General features: G+C 69.7%; 16 protein-coding genes. 11 read left to right on the forward strand and 5 right to left on the reverse strand.

Annotated elements, in window-relative coordinates:
- Positions 1-110: 110 nt before the first annotated feature.
- From AC3A6J_RS24160 to AC3A6J_RS24175, 4 genes are all read left to right on the forward strand, one after another.
- A complete protein-coding gene (locus tag AC3A6J_RS24160; RefSeq protein ID WP_487862553.1) occupies positions 111-1,724 on the forward strand; it encodes an AMP-binding protein in 1,614 nt (537 codons plus the stop codon).
- Positions 1,725-1,735: 11 nt separating this feature from the next.
- Positions 1,736-5,041, forward strand: coding sequence for an acetyl-CoA carboxylase family protein (locus tag AC3A6J_RS24165; RefSeq protein WP_487862535.1), 3,306 nt, complete (start codon positions 1,736-1,738; stop codon positions 5,039-5,041).
- A gap of 125 nt (positions 5,042-5,166) precedes the next feature.
- Positions 5,167-6,438, forward strand: a complete 1,272-nt coding sequence (locus AC3A6J_RS24170) for an SGNH/GDSL hydrolase family protein (RefSeq protein WP_487862536.1) — start codon at positions 5,167-5,169, stop codon at positions 6,436-6,438.
- A 119-nt stretch (positions 6,439-6,557) separates the two neighbouring features.
- A complete protein-coding gene (locus AC3A6J_RS24175) occupies positions 6,558-6,935 on the forward strand; it encodes a YXWGXW repeat-containing protein (RefSeq protein WP_487862537.1) in 378 nt (125 codons plus the stop codon).
- 24 nt (positions 6,936-6,959) lie between these two features.
- Here AC3A6J_RS24175 and purU read toward each other — a convergent pair whose 3' ends face one another.
- Positions 6,960-7,835 (reverse strand): formyltetrahydrofolate deformylase, encoded by an 876-nt coding sequence (gene purU / locus AC3A6J_RS24180; protein WP_487862538.1) that lies wholly within the window; start codon positions 7,833-7,835, stop codon positions 6,960-6,962.
- Positions 7,836-7,905: 70 nt separating this feature from the next.
- On the opposite strand from purU, the gene aptA reads away from it, so the two are divergent.
- Positions 7,906-9,240 (forward strand): omega-aminotransferase AptA, encoded by a 1,335-nt coding sequence (gene aptA, locus AC3A6J_RS24185; protein WP_487862539.1) that lies wholly within the window; start codon positions 7,906-7,908, stop codon positions 9,238-9,240.
- Positions 9,241-9,256: 16 nt separating this feature from the next.
- Here the strand turns inward: aptA and AC3A6J_RS24190 are convergent, their stop codons facing one another.
- Positions 9,257-10,102 (reverse strand): ChaN family lipoprotein, encoded by an 846-nt coding sequence (locus AC3A6J_RS24190; RefSeq protein WP_487862540.1) that lies wholly within the window; start codon positions 10,100-10,102, stop codon positions 9,257-9,259.
- Between the two features lie 61 nt (positions 10,103-10,163).
- On the opposite strand from AC3A6J_RS24190, the gene AC3A6J_RS24195 reads away from it, so the two are divergent.
- A complete protein-coding gene (locus AC3A6J_RS24195; protein WP_487862554.1) occupies positions 10,164-11,225 on the forward strand; it encodes an AbrB family transcriptional regulator in 1,062 nt (353 codons plus the stop codon).
- A gap of 67 nt (positions 11,226-11,292) precedes the next feature.
- Here the strand turns inward: AC3A6J_RS24195 and AC3A6J_RS24200 are convergent, their stop codons facing one another.
- Positions 11,293-11,571, reverse strand: coding sequence for a BTH_I0359 family protein (locus AC3A6J_RS24200; protein ID WP_487862555.1), 279 nt, complete (start codon positions 11,569-11,571; stop codon positions 11,293-11,295).
- A gap of 141 nt (positions 11,572-11,712) precedes the next feature.
- A complete protein-coding gene (locus tag AC3A6J_RS24205; protein WP_487862541.1) occupies positions 11,713-12,912 on the reverse strand; it encodes a DUF3108 domain-containing protein in 1,200 nt (399 codons plus the stop codon).
- Between the two features lie 123 nt (positions 12,913-13,035).
- Between AC3A6J_RS24205 and AC3A6J_RS24210 the strand changes: the two genes are divergently transcribed.
- Both AC3A6J_RS24210 and loiP read left to right on the forward strand, forming a co-directional pair.
- Positions 13,036-14,106, forward strand: a complete 1,071-nt coding sequence (locus tag AC3A6J_RS24210; RefSeq protein ID WP_487862542.1) for a fumarylacetoacetate hydrolase family protein — start codon at positions 13,036-13,038, stop codon at positions 14,104-14,106.
- 92 nt (positions 14,107-14,198) lie between these two features.
- Positions 14,199-14,963, forward strand: a complete 765-nt coding sequence (gene loiP, locus AC3A6J_RS24215; RefSeq protein ID WP_487862543.1) for a metalloprotease LoiP — start codon at positions 14,199-14,201, stop codon at positions 14,961-14,963.
- A gap of 18 nt (positions 14,964-14,981) precedes the next feature.
- Here the strand turns inward: loiP and AC3A6J_RS24220 are convergent, their stop codons facing one another.
- Positions 14,982-15,773: a helix-turn-helix transcriptional regulator gene (locus AC3A6J_RS24220; protein ID WP_487862544.1), complete on the reverse strand. Its 792-nt coding sequence runs from the start codon at positions 15,771-15,773 to the stop codon at positions 14,982-14,984.
- Positions 15,774-15,856: 83 nt separating this feature from the next.
- Here AC3A6J_RS24220 and AC3A6J_RS24225 point away from each other — a divergent pair, with 83 nt between their 5' ends.
- From AC3A6J_RS24225 to AC3A6J_RS24235, 3 genes are read left to right on the forward strand one after another with little or no spacing between them, the layout of a single operon-like run.
- Positions 15,857-17,569, forward strand: a complete 1,713-nt coding sequence (locus AC3A6J_RS24225; protein WP_487862545.1) for an FAD-dependent monooxygenase — start codon at positions 15,857-15,859, stop codon at positions 17,567-17,569.
- Positions 17,566-17,799: a hypothetical protein gene (locus AC3A6J_RS24230; protein ID WP_487862546.1), complete on the forward strand. Its 234-nt coding sequence runs from the start codon at positions 17,566-17,568 to the stop codon at positions 17,797-17,799. The genes AC3A6J_RS24225 and AC3A6J_RS24230 overlap by 4 nt, the downstream gene beginning before the upstream one ends.
- A 24-nt stretch (positions 17,800-17,823) precedes the next feature.
- The gene (locus AC3A6J_RS24235) at positions 17,824-18,798 is read left to right on the forward strand and encodes a Bug family tripartite tricarboxylate transporter substrate binding protein (protein WP_487862547.1); all 975 of its coding nucleotides are present in this window, start codon (positions 17,824-17,826) and stop codon (positions 18,796-18,798) included.
- Positions 18,799-18,872: the final 74 nt, after the last annotated feature.

Raw genomic sequence — 18,872 nt, forward strand, 5'->3', positions numbered from 1 at the left:
TTGTTCGTGCACCATGCACCATTGGCAAGCGCCTGCCCTGCACAGGCGGCTATCGATAACCCTGAGGAAGTGACGCCATGGAGACAACAGCAACGGCCACGCCACGCCCGATGAGCGAACTGCCGCCTCGGCCGCAACAGCCACTGCACGCGTACCTGCACACCCATGCGCGCGAGCGCGGCGAGCGTGCGGCCTGCATCTGGTACGGCCACACCATGACCTGGGCCGAGCTTGACCGCGCAAGCGATGCCTTCGCGGCGCGGCTGCAGACCATCGGCGTGAAGAAGGGCGAGCCGGTGGTGCTCTTTCTTAACAACTGTCCGCAATACCTTGTCGCGCACTTCGGCATCCAGAAGATCGGCGCCATCGTCTGCCCGAGCGGGCCGCTCAACAAGGAGCACGAGCTCGCCTACCAGGTCAGCGACCTGAAGGCCCGCGTGATCGTTGCGGCCGCGTCGCTGCTGCCGGTGGTTCGCAAGGTGCAGCCCGACAGTGCGCTCGCGCACGTGTTCGTGGTGCACTACGCCGACTTGCTGCCGGCCGAGCCCACGCCCGCGCTGCCGGCCGAACTTGCGGCGGAGCGCGGCATCGCGCGCAGCGTGCCCGCCGGGTGCGAAGACTTTTTTGCAGTGATGCGCAGCGGTGCGGTGCCGCAGCCCGTGGTCGTCGATCTCGACGACGTCGCGCTCATGACCTACACCTCGGGCACCACGGGGCTGCCGAAGGGCGCGATGCTGAGCTACGGCAATGCGCTTTTCAAGACGCGCGCCGCGGCCGACTGCAACGGCGTGACGGACCAGGACGTGCTGCTGTCGATCGCACCGCTCTATCACATCGCGGGCATGCTGATGGGCGTGAACGTGCCGGTGCTCACGGGCGCGGCGTCGGTGCTGCTGCACCGCTTCGACCCGCGCGCCGCGCTGCAGGCGGTCGCGGCGTACCGGGTGAGCTGGTGGTACAGCATCGCGCCGATGAACGTGGCCTGCATGCAGGTGCCCGACATCGCAGGCTTCGATCTCTCGAGCCTCCGGCGCAATCCGGTCACGAGCTTCGGCATCGCCTTCACCGAGCCGCTCGCCGCGCAGTGGCGCACGCATGCGCCGAACTGCACATCGTTCGAAGCCGCCTACGGCCTGAGCGAAACGCACACCTGCGACACCTACACGCCGCACCATGCGCCGCGCTGGGGCACGCAGGGCATTCCGGTGCCGGGCGTGTCGATCCGCATCGCCGATGCCGACACCGGCGCCGACATGCCCGCCGGCGAGGTCGGGGAGATCGTGCTGACCAGTCCCGGCACCTTCAAGGGCTACTGGAACAAGCCCGAGGCCACGGCCGCCACGCTGCGCAACGGCTGGGTCCACACGGGCGACATGGGCAAGATCGACGCCGACGGCTACCTGACCTTCATCGGGCGCTTCAAGGAAATGATCAAGGTCTCGGGCTACAGCGTGTTTCCCGAAGAGGTCGAGACCATCCTCATCAAGCATCCCGCAGTGGCGCAGGCGGCGGTGATCGCGCAGCCCGACCCCGAGAAGGGCGAGGTGGTCAAGGCCTTCATCGTGAAGAAGCCCGGTGTCGCGCTCGAAGCCGATGCGCTGATCGCGTGGTCGCGCGAGAACATGGCGAGCTACAAGGCGCCGCGTGCGGTGAGCTTCATCGATGCGCTGCCGACCACCGGCGCGGGCAAGGTGCTGCGGCGCCTGCTCAAAGACCAGACCTGAAAGGCTTCTTCGTGTTCTCCAAAGTCCTGATTGCCAACCGCGGCGAGATCGCGGTCCGGCTGGTGCGTGCGCTCGGCGATCTCGGCATCGCGAGCGTGGCGGTACATGCGCGCGACGATGCCGAGGCGCTGCATGCACAGCTCGCCGATGCGGCCGTGGCGCTCGATGCCACCGGGCCCTCGGCCTACCTCGACATCGCAGCGCTGGTGGCCGTCGCGCGGGCGCAAGGCTGCGATGCGGTGCATCCCGGCTACGGCTTCCTCAGCGAGCGTGCCGATTTCGCAGAGGCCTGTGAAGCGGCCGGTCTCGTCTTCATCGGCCCGACGCCCGCGCAGCTCGCGCTGTTCGGTGACAAGGCGAAGGCGCGCGCGCTGGCCACGCAGTGCGACGTGCCGGTGATGCCCGGCAGCACCGGCGCGGTGACGCTCGCCGAGGCAGAGGCCTTCTTCGCCGAGCAGCAGGCCGAGGGCGCCGAGGGCGTGATGATCAAGGCGATCGGCGGCGGTGGCGGGCGTGGCATGCGCGCAGTGCTTCGGGCGGACGAACTGCCCGAGGCGCATGCGCGCTGCATGTCGGAGGCCAGGGCCGCCTTCGGCGTCGAGGGCGTGTACGTCGAGCGGCTGATGCGCCATGCGCGCCACATCGAGGTGCAGGTGCTCGGCGACGGCGCGGCCGTGGCGAGCCTCGGCGAGCGCGAGTGCACGCTGCAGCGGCGCTTCCAGAAGCTCGTCGAGATCGCGCCCAGTCCCTCGCTCGCCGAGCCGCTGCGCGCCGCGCTCACGCAGGCCGCGCTGCGCATGGCCGAGGCCGTCGGCTACCGCGGCCTCGGCACCTTCGAGTTCCTGGTCGATGCCGCGTCGCCGGCGCTTCCCTTGGTCTTCATCGAAGCCAATGCGCGCCTGCAGGTCGAGCACACGGTGACCGAGGCGGTCACCGGCCTCGACCTGGTGCAGCTGCAGGTGGCGGTTGCCGCAGGCCAGCGCCTGGAGGCGCTCGGCGTCGCGCCGGGCCGCACGGCGCCGCAGCGCGGCTTCGCGGTGCAGTGGCGCATCAACGCCGAGACGCTCGACGCCCAGGGCCATGCCCGGCCGTCGGGCGGCGTGCTCGCGCGCTTCGACCTGCCCGCGGGGCCGGGTGTGCGCGTCGACACGCACGGCTATGCGGGCCTTGCGCCATCACCGCACTACGACACACTACTTGCCAAGCTGATCGTGCATTCGCCTTCGGCGCAGTTCGCCGACGTGCTGCGCCGCTCGTTGCGCGCGCTCGGCGAATGCCACATCGACGGCATCGCCACCAACCTGTCGCTGCTGCGCGCCATCGCGGCACGGCCCGAGTTCGCAAGCCAGGCGGTGCACACGCGCTTCGTCGAAGACCACCTGGGCGATCTGCTGGCCGCCGCGGCGGCGCTGGAGAAGAACGACGTGCGCCGGCAGCGGCCGAAGGTCCCTTCGTCCAGCGCACCGCCGCCCGCGGAAGCGGCCGACGACGGGTTGACCGTGAAGGCGCCCATGCCCGCCAAGCTCGTGCAGTTCGAGGTGGCCGTGGGCGACGTGCTGCCGGCCGGCGCGCAGCTCGGCGTGCTCGAGGCGATGAAGATGGAGCACCTGCTGCATGCGCCGGTGGCGGGCCGCGTGGTCGCGCTGCTGGCCGAGCCGGGCGACTACCTCGTCGAGGGCCAGTCGCTGGTGCGGCTCGAGGCCGTCGATGCGCACGCCGCCGAAGCCGAGGCGGGCGAGGCACGCGACCTCGATGCGATTCGGCCCGACCTGCAGAAGGTCATCGACCGCCATGCTTTCACGCTCGACGCGAACCGCGGTGCGGCCGTCGCGAAGCGGCATGCGCAGGGCGGGCGCACCGCGCGCGAGAACATCGCGGACCTGTGCGACACGGCAGACGATCCGGCCAACTTCATCGAATACGGCGCGCTCGCCGTGGCGGCGCAGACCCGCCGCCGCACGCTCGAGGACCTGATCGCCAACACGCCCGCCGACGGCATGGTCACGGGCCTCGGCAGCATCAATGCCAGGCAGTTCGGCCCCGAGCGTTCGCGCTGTGCCGTGCTGGCCTACGACTACACGGTGCTCGCGGGCACGCAGGGCATGCGCAACCACCACAAGACCGACCGGCTGCTCGCGGTGGCGCACCAGCTCGGCCTGCCCGTGGTGCTGTTCGCCGAAGGCGGGGGCGGACGGCCGGGCGACACCGACATGCCCATCGTCGCGGGCCTGAACAACCACACCTTCAGCCAGTTCGCCGCGCTCTCGGGCAAGGTGCCGGTGGTCGGCATCGTGCACGGGCGGTGCTTCGCGGGCAATGCGGCGCTCTTGGGCTGCGCCGACGTGATCATTGCCACGCGCGCCAGCAACATCGGCATGAGCGGCCCCGCGATGATCGAGGGCGGCGGCCTGGGCACCTTCGCACCCGAGCAGATCGGGCCGAGCAGCGTGCAGTCGCGCAACGGCGTGATCGACATCCTGGTCGAGGACGAGGCCGCCGCGGTGGCGGCCGCGAAGCAGTACCTGTCGTACTTCCAGGGGCCGGTCGACGACTGGCAATGCGCCGACCCGCGCGGGCTGCGCCACGTGGTGCCCGAGAACCGGCTGCGCGTGTACGACGTGCGCGCCGCGATGCGCGGCGTGGCCGACAGCGGCTCGCTGCTCGAACTGCGCGCGGGCTTCGGCGCGGGCATCGTGACCGCGCTCGCGCGCATCGAAGGACGGCCCGTCGGGCTCATGGCGAACAACCCGCACCACCTGGGCGGCGCCATCGACGTGGAGGCCGCAGACAAATCGGCGCGCTTCATGCAGCTGTGCAATGCGCACGGGCTGCCGATCGTCTCGCTGTGCGACACGCCGGGCTTCATGGTCGGCCCGGAGATCGAGGCCCAGGCGCAGGTGCGCCATGTGTGCCGCATGTTCATGGTGGCTTCGCACCTGCGCGTGCCGTTCTTCGCGGTGGTGCTGCGCAAGGGCTACGGGCTCGGCGCACAGGCCATGACGGCCGGCGGCTTCGACGCGCCGGTGTTCACGGTGGCCTGGCCGACCGGAGAGTTCGGCGCGATGGGGCTCGAAGGCGCAGTGCGGCTCGGCTACCGCAAGGAGCTTTCGGCGGTGCCCGAAGGCGACGAGCGCGATGCGCTCTTCAAGAAGCTCGTGGCCGAGCAGTACGCCAACGGCGAGGCGATCCACATGGCGCAGACGCTCGAGATCGATGCGGTGATCGACCCCGCCGAAACGCGCACCTGGCTGGTGCGCGGATTGGCGTCGGCACGGACCTCGGCCGAAGCGCCGCGGCCTTACGTCGACACTTGGTAACCATGAACCAGACCCTGTAAGGCGCGCTGTCATGGCGGCTCCGTAAACTGGACCGCTTTGCGCACATGACACTGGGTCTTCGTCGGCTTTCTTCCGCTCTGCGCCAGTTCGTTATGCGGCATGGGATGGCTGCGGCGGGCGTGCTGCTGCTTGTCGGCGCAGTGGCCGCGCAGGCGGCGCAGCCCGATGCGCGCGTGCGGCAGCCCGTCGAGGCGCACTGGGTGGCCGCCTGGGCCGTGGCGCCGGTCGACTTTCGCGAACTCAGCGCCAATCCCCCGGTCAAGGCCGCCGCGCCGCGCCCCGGTGGCGACGCCTTCCAGGGTCAGACGCTGCGGCAGCAGTTTGCATCGTCGCTGGCCGGCGAACGCGTTCGCATCCGTTTCTCGAACCGCTTCGGCAAGGCGCCGCTGCACATCGCGGCGGGCAGCGTGGCGCACGGCACGGGCGCAGGGGCCGTGTCGCCGGCGTCACTGCGCATGCTGCGCTTCGGCGGGCGCACGGGCACCGTCGTCGCGCCGGGCGCGGAGGCATGGAGCGACGGCGTGGCGCTGAAGGTCGAGGCCGGGCAGGCCGTGGCGGTCAGTGTGTTCTTCGACCGTGCAGCCCCGTTCGCGACGGTCCACCTGCAGGCGCCTGACACGAGCTGGGTGGTGGGCGGCAACGCGGTGGCGGTGGCCAAACCCGACGACGTCGCGCCCCTGCCGCTCAATCACCTCGTGACCGGCCTCGACGTGATGACCTCGCAGCCCGTGCGCGTGGTGGCGGCCTTCGGCGATTCAATCACGGCGGGTGGCGCAGAGGCGGGCGACGGTTCGTACCCCGAGATGCTGGCCACGCGGCTGCGCGGCAGCCCTGCGGCCGCGGCGCCGGTGTCGGTGCTGAACCTCGGCATCGGCGGCAACCGGCTTTTGGTCGATGGGGTCGGGCCGAATGGGCTTTCGCGCTTTGCGCGCGACGCGCTCGGACAGACCGGCGTGACGCATGCGATCGTGCTGCTCGGCACCAACGACATCGGCCGCAGCGTGTTTCCCGGCATGCCGGGACGGCCCACGCCCGCGCACGAGGTGGCGACGGCCGAGCGCATCACCGAAGGCTTGCAGCAACTGATCAGGCAGGCCCGCGCCAAGGGAGTGAAGGTGATGATCGGCACCGTGCCGCCGTTCGGCAACACACCCTATTGGACCGAGCGTTCGGAGGCCATGCGCGCCGAGGTCAATCGATGGATCCGCAGCCGTCAGGATGTGGATGGCGTGGTCGATTTCGATGCCGTGCTGCGCGACCCCGGCAACCCGCTGGCGCTGAACCCTGCCTACGACAACGGCGACCACCTGCACCCCAACAGGGCCGGCCATGCCGCCATGGCCACGGCGATCGACCTGCGCGAATTGCAGGAGTGAGCGCCAACGAAGCGCCAGTTTTCGCGATACACCTCTACACAAGATCTCGGGCAACGCTTACAGGCGGTACACATGGGCCCTGCAGCATGAAGGTTCCAACAACTTCATGAGGGCTCCCCATGAAAAAACTCGCAATCACTCTTTCCATCGGCGCCGCTTCGCTCTTTTCCGCGGGCGGGGCGCTGATGCTTCCCACGACTGCGCAGGCACAGCCCGTGGTCACCATCCAGGTGCCGCCGCCGCCGCCGCGCTATGAGCGCGTGCCACCGCCGCGCCGCGGGTACGTGTGGTCGCCGGGGCACTACGAGTGGCGCGGCGGACGACATGTGTGGGTGCGCGGAACCTATGTGCGCGCACGTCCGGGCCATGCCTACCGCGCGCCGCGCTGGGACCAGCGTGACGGCCGCTGGGAATACCGCCGCGGTGGCTGGGACCGCGACGGCGACGGCGTGCCGAACCGGCATGACCGCCGTCCGAACAATCCGAACCGGAACTGAGGCGGGCCGGAAGCGGGCGCTGCGTCAGCGGAAAACGACCGTCCTGTGCCCGTTCAGCAGCACCCGGTGCTCGCTGTGCCACTTCACCGCGCGCGCGAGCACCTGGCTCTCGGTATCGCGGCCGCGGGCCGTGAGGTCTTCGACGGTGTCGGTGTGGTCGGCGCGCGCCACGTCCTGTTCGATGATCGGGCCCTCGTCGAGGTCGGCCGTGACGTAGTGCGCGGTGGCGCCGATGAGCTTCACGCCGCGGTCGTGCGCCTGGTAGTAGGGCTTGGCGCCCTTGAAGCTCGGCAGGAACGAATGGTGGATGTTGATCGCCCGCCCGGCCAGGCTGTTGCACAGGTCGTTGCTCAGGATCTGCATGTAGCGCGCCAGCACCACCAGCTTGGCGCCCTCGGCCTCGATGATTTCCAGCTGCTTCGCCTCGGCCTGCGCCTTGGTCGCGGCCGTCACCGGAATGTGGTGGAACGGCACGTTGTAGCTGGCCGCGAGCTGGTAGAAGTCGCGGTGGTTCGAGATGATCGCGCGCACGTCGATCGCGAGCAGGCCGCTCTTCCAGCGGAACAGCAGGTCGTTCAGGCAGTGGCCTTCCTTGCTGACCAGGATCACGGTCTTCATGGGCTCGGCCGCGGCATGCAGCTGCAGGTTCATGCCGAAGCCCGCACCGAAGCTCGCGAGCTGCTCGCGCAGCGCCGCCTCCGAATGCTCGCTGCAGGCGAAGCGCACGCGCATGAAGAACAGGCCGGTGCCGTGGTCGTTGTACTGGGCTGCCTCCTCGATGTTGCCGCCGCGTTCCAGCAGGAAGCCCGAGACGGCATGCACGATGCCCGTCCGGTCGGGGCACGAGAGGTTCAGGATGTAGGCGGGCGTGGCGGACACGGGGGGCGTTGGGGTCGTCATGAGGGGCGTGATTGTCGCAGGGGTGCCAGAATCGCGATTTTCCCCGCAGATATAACCGCAGGAGCGAGACATGGCCTACCAGGACTTCAACATGGGCAACCAGTGGCTGCCCTTCACGCCCAACCGCCACTTCCAGAAGGAGCCGCGGGTGTTCGTCGCGGCCGACGGCATGGAGTTCACCACGCACGACGGCAAGAAGGTGATCGACGGCATCTCGTCACTGTGGTGCGTGGGCGCTGGCCATAACAGGAAGCCGATCAACGAGGCGATCAAGAAGCAGCTCGACACGCTCGACTACGCGACCGCGTTCCAGATCAGCAACGACCGCGCGTTCAAGGCGGCCGAGATGATCGCCTCGCTCGCGCCGGGCGACCTCAACAAGGTGCTGTTCTGCAATTCGGGCTCGGAGGCGGCCGACACCTCGATGAAGGTGGCGCTGGCCTACCACCGCGCGCGCGGCGAGGGCCACCGCAACGTGTTCATCGGCCGCGAGCGCGGCTACCACGGCGTGGGCTTCGGCGGCATGTCGGTGGGCGGCATCCCGGGCAACCGCAAGGTGTTCGGCTCGGCCTTCCTGCCGCGCGTGGACCACATGCGCTTCATCCACGACCCGGTGAACCATGCCTACATCCACAACGAGGAGCCGGTGTGGGCGGAAGACCCGCTGATCGAGTTGGAGACGCGCATCCTGCCGCTGCACGACCCGAGCAACGTGGCCGCGATCATCGTCGAGCCGGTGGCCGGTTCGGCGGGCTGGTACCTGCCGCCCAAGGGCTACCTTAAGCGGCTGCGCGAGATCTGCGACAAGCACGGCATCCTGTTGATCTTCGACGAGGTCATCACCGGCTTCGGCCGCATGGGCACCAACTTCGCGTCCGACTACTTCGGCGTGGTGCCCGACATGCTGAACTTCGCCAAGTGCGTGACCAACGGCGTGATCCCGCTCGGCGGCGTGATCTGCCGCGACAAGCTCTACGACGCGATGATGAAGACCGATGCGCCCGAGCACGTGGTCGAGTTCTTTCACGGCTACACCTATTCGGGCCATCCGGTGGCCTGCGCGGCGGCCATCGCGACGCTCGAGCTGTTCGAAGAGGAAAAGCTGTTCGCGCGCGCCGGCGAGATGGGCGCGGTGCTCGGCGATGCGTTCCACAGCGCCTTCAAGGGCCTGCCCAACGTGATCGGCATCCGCAGCCTCGGCCTCGCCGCGGCGGTGGAGCTCGCGCCGATCGCGGGCGCGCCGGGCAAGCGCGCCTACGACATCTTCCTGGACTGCTTCCGCAACGGGGCGCTGGTGCGGCCCGCAGGCGACGTGCTGGTGATCGCGCCGCCGTACATCGTCGAGAAGCAGCACATCGACACGCTGGTCAACACGCTGGCCGATTCGATCAGGAAGTCGGCCTGAGGCGACGGCCGCTGCGCTACGGCCGGCGGCGCAGCGCGGCGCAGTAGTCCTTCGGCGGCAGCGGGGGCGTCAACCAGACGGCGTCGTATTCCGACCGGGTCCGGGCCGCTTGGTCGGGGTCGGGCGACTCGCCGGCCTGGAGCCGGACGGCCTTGACCGTCACGTCCGTCGGCAGGTGCTGCGGCACGCCGAGCGCCTTGGTGGCATGGCCGGCACCGGCGATCAGCAACACCGTCTTGCCGGGCTGGCGCGCCTTGACGACCGCCTGGGCCATCGCGCGGTCGCGGCCCACCTGGATGCGCGTCATGGGGCCGATCTGTGATTCGGGCAGCAGCCCGCAGTGGCCTTCGCGCACCGCGTCCTGCTGCGCCCGGTAGGCCTCGCCGGCGAGCTGCGCGTCGAGGGAGACGTCGGCCATGGCGTTCTTCATGCGCGCACGCGGCAGGTTGCCGCCGATCACGGGCACGCTGGCGCGCACCGCCGCCATCACGGTCGGCCCGTAGTGCGCCCAGGGCCAGGCCTTGTCGTTCCAGGCGAGCGAAGCCCGCACCTGCGCCTCGGTGGCCTTCGGGCCGAGCGAGACGGCGCCGGTGCCTTCCTCGGCCATCTCGAGCACCAGCGCCGCCAGCCGGCCCTGGCCGGCCAGCGCCTCGACGGTCTCGCGCTCGATCGCATGGTGCGCAGGCGCGTCGTGCTGCTCGCCGAGGATCAGCACGTCGGCCGGCAGCAGCGCGGCGGCGCGCTGCGCGATGGGGGCATCGGGCTTGTGCTGCAGGCCCGTCGTGCAGGCGGAAAGCGCCACGGCGGCAAGCAGGAGTCCGAGGATGCGGGAAGCCCGCGCAGGGGAAGGGAGGCGTTGCATCGCGCCATACTATGCGTTGGCATGTGCACGCCGTGCCGTCCATTTCCGCTTTTTTCCCGTGCTGTCTTTCCGCTTTCTGGTTCGCGTGCTGGCCACGCTGTTGCTTGCACTCGCCGCGGCGGAGGTCTGCCTGGCGCTGCACACGCCCCTGCCCTGGATGATCGGTCCGCTGCTCGCGGTGTCGGTGGCCTCCATCGCCGGCGCGCCGACCGCGAGCTTCACGCCGCTGCGCAACGCGGGCCAGTGGACCATCGGCACGGTGCTCGGGCTTTATTTCACGCCGCAGGTGGTGGCGCTGGTGGCAGGCATCTGGTGGGCCATTGCGCTCGCGATCGCCTGGGCGCTGCTGCTCGGCTGGGGCTTTGGCCACTGGCTGCATGCACTGCAAGCCAAGCGGATGCCGCATGTGCCGACGAAATCGATGAGAGCCACCACTTACTTCGCGGGTGCGATCGGCGGCGCATCGGAAATGACGCTGCTGTCCGAATCGGCCGGGGCGCGCACCGACCTCGTGGCCGCTGCGCACAGCCTGCGGTTGGTGGTGGTGACCATCGCCATTCCGTTCGCGATGCAATGGAGCGGGCTGCACGGGCTCGAGACCAACCTGGCCGCCCTGCGCGAGGTGAATGCCGGCGGGCTTGCCCTGCTGGCGGTCGCCACCGGCATCGGCGGGCTCGCGATGCGGGCGCTGGGCCGCACCAATCCGTGGTTCATGGGCGCGCTGCTGGTGGCGATGGGGCTGACCATGGCGGGCCTGTCGCTGTCGGCGGTGCCGACGTGGCTATCGAACACCGCACAACTCGTCATTGCGGTGAGCCTGGGCGTGCGCTTCAGCCGCGAATTTCTCTACACGGCGCCGCGCTGGCTCGGCGCGGTGGCGCTGGGCACGGTCGCGATGCTGGTGCTCTGCGCCGGGGCGGCCTGGCTGCTGGCCTGGGCCACGGGGCTGCATCCGGCCACCATGATCCTCAGCACCTCGCCGGGCGGCATCGCCGAGATGTCGATCACCGCCAAGGTGCTGCAGCTCGGCGTGCCCGTGGTCACGGCGTTCCAGGTCTGCCGGCTGGTCGCGGTGCTGCTGCTCGTGGGGCCGATGTACCGCTGGATCCACCTGCGCAAGTGACCGGCGGCGGCGCCAACGAAAAAGCGCCCGATCGGGCGCTTTTCTCGGTGGCCGCAGGCGGACGGTCTCAGTGGACGAGCACCGGCGTGTGCGCCAGTTCGGCGTAGCCCTCGAGCGTGTCCTCGACCTCTTCCTGGGTGGGGGTGTTGAGCTGCCAGGCGGCGATCTGCTGCTGGAACAGCTCGGCCCAGGAACCGTCGAGGTAGACCTCCTTGCCGGAGCGCTTGTCCACGATCTCGAAGCCGTGGCGTTCGAGCACCGGCACATTCGCAAGCGCCGGGGTGTCGCTGTCGTTCGGCTGCACGTGCACGACGACGAAGGACTCCGAGTCGTAGAGCATGTTCATTGCCGGGCCTGTGAGGATGTCGATGGCGTTCATTGGGTGTACATAGCAATCAACGCGCCAGTTTCAAGGCGGGTTGTCCGCGAAGTAGCGAAAACGCATTAATTCCTATGCTTCCTGTGGTTTGATGTCTTCACCTTCGCGTCAGTTAGCAGGCCCGGCGGGAAGGGATTCGCGCAACTGCATGTCGGCAAAGTCGCCGTCGGGTTGTGTCTGTTTCATCCGTACCGGCAGGTAGCCGAGCGCCGGCGCGAGCCAGATCTCGATCTTGTCGTCGCCTTCGCGTCGCGGGCTGCGCGTGAGCTTGCGCACCGCATAGTCGCCAGCCGGAACGCTCACCTGTTCCTCCCCTTCGACGACGAAGACCCAGACACCGGCGTCGCGCGGGCCGACGGTCTGGACCGCGATGCGGCTGCCGGGCGGGTAGCGCCCCGGATCGCCCGCCAACATGCCGCCGAGCTGCATCACCACGCTGAGCCGGTCTTGCGCGCCGGGCTGGAGCGGCACCGGCGGCGCGTTGTTGCTGAACATCACCTGGCCCTGGTCGCGCAGGAAGTGAGAGGCCACCTCGCCCCGGCGGCTTTCGGAGAACTGCGCCGGCTCGATGCCGGTCGGGCCGATGTGGCCGGTGCTGTGCTGGCTGCGGATGGTGCGGAACAGGAATTTGAGCGACAGGCGTGCGTCGTAGCTGCTGCCGTCCTGCAGCCAGACCAGGTCGCCGAAGACGCCCTGCATCGGCGAGGTGCCCTGTTGCCCGGTGACGGCGAAGGCCAGCTTCACCGAGCCCGGGATGCGCAGCGATTCGGAGCCGACGACCTGACCCTGGTTGGCGCCGGCCGCACCGGCACCGTCGCCGTTGGGCGCGGCGTTGCCGGCGCCGGCTGCTGCGGCGGTGGCCGCGCCGCTTGGTGCACTGGCGGCTTGTTCGGCGGGGGTGGCGCCGGGATCGATCGCGGCCTCTACCGCGGGCGCCGGCGCCTCGGGCGGCGGCGGCGCCGAAACCCGGGGTGCCGGCGCGGGCGCAGGTGCAACGGCCGGCCGTGGCCGCGGCGGACCCGCCTCGCGCGGTCGTCTCGGTTTGGTTGGCGGTGCCGGCCGGGCCTCGGCAGGCGCCGCGACCGCAGGTGCCGGTGCCGGGGCTGGCGGCGCGATGACGATGGTCCGCGTGCTGAACCGGCTCGCGAGCGGCGACGGATCGGGCCCCATGGCCGTGGGCGCGAGCCCGAGCAGCAGCAGGTGCGCCAGCGCCACCGCCAGCGTCAGCCCGGCGAGCGCGCGCCAGGACGGCCGCGCCGGCGGCGGCGCGGCGGGCGGCGGCAGGGAGGCGGCGGCGAGCGTCGGCATGGGATGTGGAGTGGCCGTGCGGCGCGGAGGTTCACCCGGAACACCTCGGTACACTGCCGGCCAATCACCCAGTTTAGTGGGGGCGCGGCGCCGCTGCCGGGCCCCTGCCCACGCATTGCCACCATGAAACTCGCCACCCTGAAGGACGGCTCTCGCGACGGCCAGCTCGTCGTCGTCTCGCGCGACCTCACGCTCGCCCACTACGCCACCGGCATCGCCAGCCGGCTGCAGCAGGTGCTGGACGACTGGGGCTTCATGAGCCCGCAGTTGCAGGACCTGTACGACGCGGTCAACACCGGCCGCGCGCGCCATTCCTTTCCGTTCGACCCTGCGATGTGCATGGCGCCGCTGCCGCGCGCCTACCAGTGGGCCGACGGCTCGGCCTACCTGAACCACGTCGAATTGGTGCGCCAGGCGCGCAACGCCGAGGTGCCCGAGAGCTTCTACCAAGACCCGCTGATGTACCAGGGCGCGAGCGACGACTTTCTCGGCCCCACCGACGACGTGGTGGTGCCGAGCGAGGCCATGGGCATCGATTTCGAGGCCGAGATCGCGGTGGTCACCGGCGACGTGAGGATGGGTGCGACGCCCGAGCAGGCGCTCGACGGCATCCGGCTCGTGATGCTGGCCAACGACGTCAGCCTGCGCAACCTGGTCCCGGCCGAGCTGGCCAAGGGTTTCGGCTTCTTCCAGAGCAAGCCGGCCACCGCCTTCAGCCCCGTGGCTGTGACGCTCGACGAGCTCGGCGAAGCCTGGCAGGACGGCCGCGTGCACCTGCAACTGCAGAGCAGCTGGAACGGTCGCAAGGTCGGCCTCTGCGATGCGGGCCCCGAGATGACCTTCCATTTCGGCCAGCTCATCGCCCACGTCGCCAAGACGCGCAACGTGCGCGCCGGCAGCATCGTCGGCAGCGGCACCGTGAGCAACAAGGGCGTCGAGAAGAACGGCCGCATGGAGTGGCCCAGGGGCTATTCGTGCATTGCCGAGAAGCGCTGCATCGAGACGATCCAGGACGGCGCGCCAGTGACCGAATTCATGAAGTTCGGCGACACCATCCGCATCGAGATGAAGGGCCTCGACGGCCGTTCGCTGTTCGGTGCGATCGACCAGGAAATCGTGTCGATGAACGGGCGGCCGAAGGAGGCGCCGGTGTCGCTCGTGGACCGCCCAGCCGCGGACCTGGCCGAAGATTGATTCCGATGCCGCCAGGGCCATCGGCCCCAGCGGTGCAACCGGGGCGAATTCACGCCCCATCCACAACTGAGAAAAAAGAGGAGTTGTTTCCGATGCGTTATTTGCCACTTGCTGCCGCTGTCATTGCCGCCACCGCCCTGGTCGGCTGCGAAACCCTCCAGAAAGTCGACACCGGCGCGCTGGCCCAGGCCGGCGGCTCGGCCTTCAAGGCCATGTCGCTGACCGACGGCGAGATCACCACCATGTCCGACCAGTCGTGCGCCGCCATGGACCAGAAGAACCAGATCGCGCCGGCCGGCAGCCGCTACGCCACGCGCCTGGCGCAGGTCGTCAAGCAGATGCCGAACACGGTCAACGGCAAGGCCGCCAACTACAAGGTCTACATGACCAAGGACGTGAATGCCTGGGCCATGGCCAACGGCTGCATCCGCGTGTACAGCGGCCTCATGGACCTGATGAACGACGACGAACTGCGCGGCGTGATCGGCCACGAGATCGGCCACGTGGCGCTCGGCCATTCGAAGTCGCGCATGCAGACCGCCTACGCCGCCTCCGCGCTGCGCGGGCTGGCTGGGGCCGCGGGCGGCGTGGCGGCGCAGCTGTCGCAGTCGCAGGCGGGCGAGCTGGGCGAGAAGTTCGTCAACGCCCAGTTTTCGCAGGCGAACGAAAGCGCAGCCGACAACTACTCCTTCGACCTGCTCACCGAGCGCAAGCTCGAGCGCAAGGGCCTGGTCACCGCTTTCGACAAGCTCGCCAAGCTGAGCAGCGGCGCCTCCGGCAGTTCGCTGATGAGCTCGCATCCGCCGTCGGCCGAGCGCTCGGCACGCATGCAGAAGCGCCTCGACGGGGCCAAGTAACAGAGAGAGGCTCGCGCGCTACGGGCGCGCCTCCCCGGCGCGCAGCAGCAGCTCTTTTTGCGAGCGGATGCCGAGGCGCCGAAACGCGCGGTACTGGTGCGTTCGGACGGTCGTGAGCTCGACGCCGAGCGCGCGTGCGGCCTCCTTGGCCGTGTGGCCGGCCATCAGCTGGCCGATCACCTCGCGCTCGCGCAGGCTCAAGGCCAGGAGCCGCGCGGTGAAGCCGGGCACCACGGCTTCGTGCGCCGCCACCGTGCTGCGGCCATGGGCCACGGTGGCGTCGGCCAGCAGCGTGGCGTGGCGGGCGATGGCCGAAAAATCTTTATCCCCGAATTCGGCCTGCGCGAGGCTGCGGTAGAAGCTCACCGCCACGCGCTGGCCCGCCGGCGTGAGCAGCAGCACCGAGGCGCGTTCACGGATGCCCACGTCGCCGTAGCAGGCCGCGCGGTAGGCCGGGTCGGCCACTTCGTCGGCATGCTGGTGGCCGAGCCAGAGCTGCGCCTGCTGCTTCGGCAGCTTGCGCGTCGCGAGCCAGGCCATGTTGGCATCGAGCTGGTCGAAGCGCTGCGCCACGTAGCGCTCGGCGGTGCGTTCGGCCGTGGTGCCGTAGCTGCTCGCGGCCGAGACCGCCTCGATGCGGCCGGCCACGTCGACCGCGAACACGGTGCAGAAGGTCACCGGCATCACGCGGTGCATGGCCGAAAGGCAGCTTGCCGCGAGGTGCGGCGTGCCGATGCCCGCGAGCACGTCGCCGACGATGGCGGCCGACAGCGGCTCGTCGGCCGCCGGATGGATGCGCCAGCGCTTCATGCGATGACGTGCGATGCAAGGGTATTCACTTCGTACGAAGTTATGACAACGGGCGTCCGCCGCCATCGGGACAATCCCGCTGCATGACGAACCCTTCCGAACTGCCGGCCTCGGTCGGCGCCTTTCACTACGCGCGCCATGCCGCGCAATGGCCGGCGCTCGGCCCCGGCGGCGTCGAGCCGGGCCGCCATCCCGTGGTGATCGCGGGCGGCGGGCCGGTCGGCATGGCGCTCGCGTTGGGGCTCGCCAACCACGGCGTGCGCAGCGTGGTCCTCGAGGCCGACGACACGGTCTGCGTGGGCAGCCGCGCTGCCTGCATCTCGCGCCGCAGCCTGGAGATCATGGAACGGCTCGGCGTGCTGCCGGCCTTCCTGGCCAAGGGGCTGGCATGGACCGGCGGGCGCAGCTTCTACAAGACCGAGGAAGTGTTCCGCTTCGAGATGCCGCATGACGAGCGGCAGAAGCTGCCGCCGATGATCAACCTCGAGCAGTACTACATCGAGCAGTACCTGCTGGACGAGATCGAGCGCCGCAACGCGGCGACGCCGGGCCTCATCGACCTGCGCTGGGCCACCGAGCTGACCGGACTGGCCGAGGACGCCGAAGGCGTGCTGCTCGACGTGCGCCATCCCGAAGGCAGTTACCGGCTGCAGGCGCAATGGCTCGCGGCCTGCGACGGCGGCCAGAGCTTCGTGCGCAAGGCGCTGGGGCTCGCGCTGGAGGGCACGGCCTACGAAGGGCGCTACGTCATCATCGACATCGAACTGCACAGCACGCACCCGACCGAGCGCCGCGCGTGGTTCGACTCGCCGTGGAATCCGGGCTCGACCGTGCTGATGCACCGCCAGCCCGACGACATCTGGCGCATCGACTACCAGCTGCGCGCGGGGCAGAGCACCGAGGAGGCGCTCGAGCCGGCGGCGGTGGCCACGTTCGTGCAGCGCCACCTCGACGCGATCGGCGAAGGCCACCTGCCGTGGAAGACGGTCTGGACCTCGGTCTACCGCGCCGGTGCGATGACGCTGGCGAACTACCGCCACGGCCGCGTGCTGTTCGCGGGCAATGCGGCGCATGCGATGCCGATCTTCGGTGTGCGCGGCCTCAACTCGGGTTTCGACGATGCGGACAACCTGGCCTGGAAGCTGGCCTTCGTGGCGCGCGGATGGTCGGATGCCGCGCTGCTGGATTCGTACTCGCAAGAGCGCATCGGCGCCTTCCACGTGAATGCCGAAAACGCGATGCGCAGCACCGAGTTCATGTCGCCGCCGTCGCGCGGCTTCGACCTGCTGCGCGAGGCGGCGCTGTCGCTGTCGCAGCGGCATCGCGGCATTGCGCAGCTGATCAATCCGCGCCAGACGCAGGCGGTGCGCTATGCCGATTCGCCGCTGTCGAGCGAGGGCGATGCGCTGCCGGCAGGGCCGCTTGCCGGCGAGGTGATGCCCGAACAGCCGCTCGCCCAGGGCCACCTGACCGACTGGATCGGCCCGGCTTTCACGCTGCTCGTGCTGCGGCCCGACGGCCCAGCGGATGCGCCGCCGGCGAACGAACTCGCGCAGGCGAGCCGCCAAGGCGCCTGGCCGCTCGTGGTTCGCACCCTCGGCGGCATGGCCGTCGAGGGCGCCGATGCGCAGGCGGGCCCGGCCGTGTTCGAAGCGCTCGGCGCTGGCGGCGGCGCCGTCTACCTGCTGCGCCCCGACGGCCATGTGGCCGCGCGCTGGCGTCGCCTGCCGGCCGGCGCGCTGGCGCAGGCGCTCCCACGCGCCGCTGCCGCTCTTTCGAAGGAACCCACCGCATGACCACGACGACGACCCCCATCCCCGCATCGCTGCCGCCCGGGGCCCGCGACCAGCTCTATGCCGAGTGCGCGCGCGCGATCAGCGAGGCGGGCCCCGAGCGCGAATCGCTGTTTCTGGCGCGGCTGGCGCTGCTGCTGTTCGAGCAGGTCGGCGACGAGGCGCGCTGCCGCACCGCGCTGGCCGACGCATTGCATGCACTGCCCGTACCATCGCTGTCCGCGCCCGAATAAATAACAAATCTGGAGATGACCTTCATGGACCGCCGTACCCTTCTTGCCACGCTCGCCTCGGGCGCCGCCGTGGCCGCCGCGCCGCTCGCCCGCGCGCAGGACTATCCCTCGCAACTGATCCGCTGGGTGGTGCCCTACCCGGCGGGCGGCGGCACCGACGTGATCGCGCGCTCGCTCGCCGAGGCCATGCGCCCGGCGCTGGGCCAGCAGATCGTGGTCGACAACCGGCCCGGCGCATCGACCAACATCGGCGCCGACCTGGTCGCCAAGAGCAAGCCCGACGGCTACACCGTGCTGTCGGCCGACAACGCCGTGCTGGCGTTCAACGAGCACCTGTTCGGCAAGCTGCCGTTCAGCCCGGAGAAGGACTTCAGCTACATCGGCGCGATCGGCAAGTTTCCGCTCGCGTTGGTGGTGCACCCGGACTTTCCGGCCAAGAACTTCAAGGAGTTCCTTGCCTACGTGAAGGCCAATCCGGGCAAGGTCAACTACGCGTCGCCCGGCAACGGCTCGCCGCACCACCTGGCGATGGAAATGTTCAAGGTGCGCACCGGCACCTTCATCACCCACATTCCCTACCGCGGCGCTGCGCCGGCCATGGCCGACGTGATGGGCGGCCAGGTGCCGTGCATGTTTCTCGACCTGGCCTCGGGCCTGCCGATCATGAAGGGCAACAAGGTGCGCGTGCTGGCGATCGGTTCGGGCGCGCGCAGCAAGCAGCTGCCCGAGGTGCCGACGCTGGCCGAGGTGGGGGTCTCCAATTCGGAGGTGTTCGCCTTCCAGGGCGTGCTCGGGCCGGCCGGCATGCCTGCAGCGGTGGTGGCCAGACTCAACAGCGAGCTCAACCGCGCCTTCAGCCAGCCCCAGGTGCAGAAGCGCTTCGACGATTTCGGTATGGAGGCGATGCCCGGCACGCCCGAGCAGTTCGCGGCGCTGTCGCGCGCCGAATCGCGGCGCTGGGGGCCGATCATCAAGCAGGCCGGCATCAAGCTGGACTAGGGCCTGTTCACACTATTTACGGGGTCGCGAAGGCATGCCAAAGCGGACAAATCAAGGCGCACGACGCAGTGTGT

The sequence above is a fragment of the Variovorax sp. Soil_C_39 genome, assembly GCF_057656815.1.

What these genes read in the sequence shown, in the direction of transcription:
- AC3A6J_RS24160 (WP_487862553.1), top strand. Translation starts at nt 111, where the DNA reads ATGAGCGAACTGCCGCCTCGGCCGCAACAGCCACTGCACGCGTACCTG.
- AC3A6J_RS24170 (WP_487862536.1), top strand. Translation starts at nt 5,167, where the DNA reads ATGGCTGCGGCGGGCGTGCTGCTGCTTGTCGGCGCAGTGGCCGCGCAG.
- AC3A6J_RS24175 (WP_487862537.1), top strand. Translation starts at nt 6,558, where the DNA reads ATGAAAAAACTCGCAATCACTCTTTCCATCGGCGCCGCTTCGCTCTTT.
- purU (WP_487862538.1), bottom strand. Translation starts at nt 7,835, where the DNA reads ATGACGACCCCAACGCCCCCCGTGTCCGCCACGCCCGCCTACATCCTG.
- aptA (WP_487862539.1), top strand. Translation starts at nt 7,906, where the DNA reads ATGGCCTACCAGGACTTCAACATGGGCAACCAGTGGCTGCCCTTCACG.
- AC3A6J_RS24190 (WP_487862540.1), bottom strand. Translation starts at nt 10,102, where the DNA reads ATGCAACGCCTCCCTTCCCCTGCGCGGGCTTCCCGCATCCTCGGACTC.
- AC3A6J_RS24200 (WP_487862555.1), bottom strand. Translation starts at nt 11,571, where the DNA reads ATGAACATGCTCTACGACTCGGAGTCCTTCGTCGTCGTGCACGTGCAG.
- AC3A6J_RS24205 (WP_487862541.1), bottom strand. Translation starts at nt 12,912, where the DNA reads ATGCCGACGCTCGCCGCCGCCTCCCTGCCGCCGCCCGCCGCGCCGCCG.
- AC3A6J_RS24210 (WP_487862542.1), top strand. Translation starts at nt 13,036, where the DNA reads ATGAAACTCGCCACCCTGAAGGACGGCTCTCGCGACGGCCAGCTCGTC.
- loiP (WP_487862543.1), top strand. Translation starts at nt 14,199, where the DNA reads ATGCGTTATTTGCCACTTGCTGCCGCTGTCATTGCCGCCACCGCCCTG.
- AC3A6J_RS24220 (WP_487862544.1), bottom strand. Translation starts at nt 15,773, where the DNA reads ATGAAGCGCTGGCGCATCCATCCGGCGGCCGACGAGCCGCTGTCGGCC.
- AC3A6J_RS24225 (WP_487862545.1), top strand. Translation starts at nt 15,857, where the DNA reads ATGACGAACCCTTCCGAACTGCCGGCCTCGGTCGGCGCCTTTCACTAC.
- AC3A6J_RS24230 (WP_487862546.1), top strand. Translation starts at nt 17,566, where the DNA reads ATGACCACGACGACGACCCCCATCCCCGCATCGCTGCCGCCCGGGGCC.
- AC3A6J_RS24235 (WP_487862547.1), top strand. Translation starts at nt 17,824, where the DNA reads ATGGACCGCCGTACCCTTCTTGCCACGCTCGCCTCGGGCGCCGCCGTG.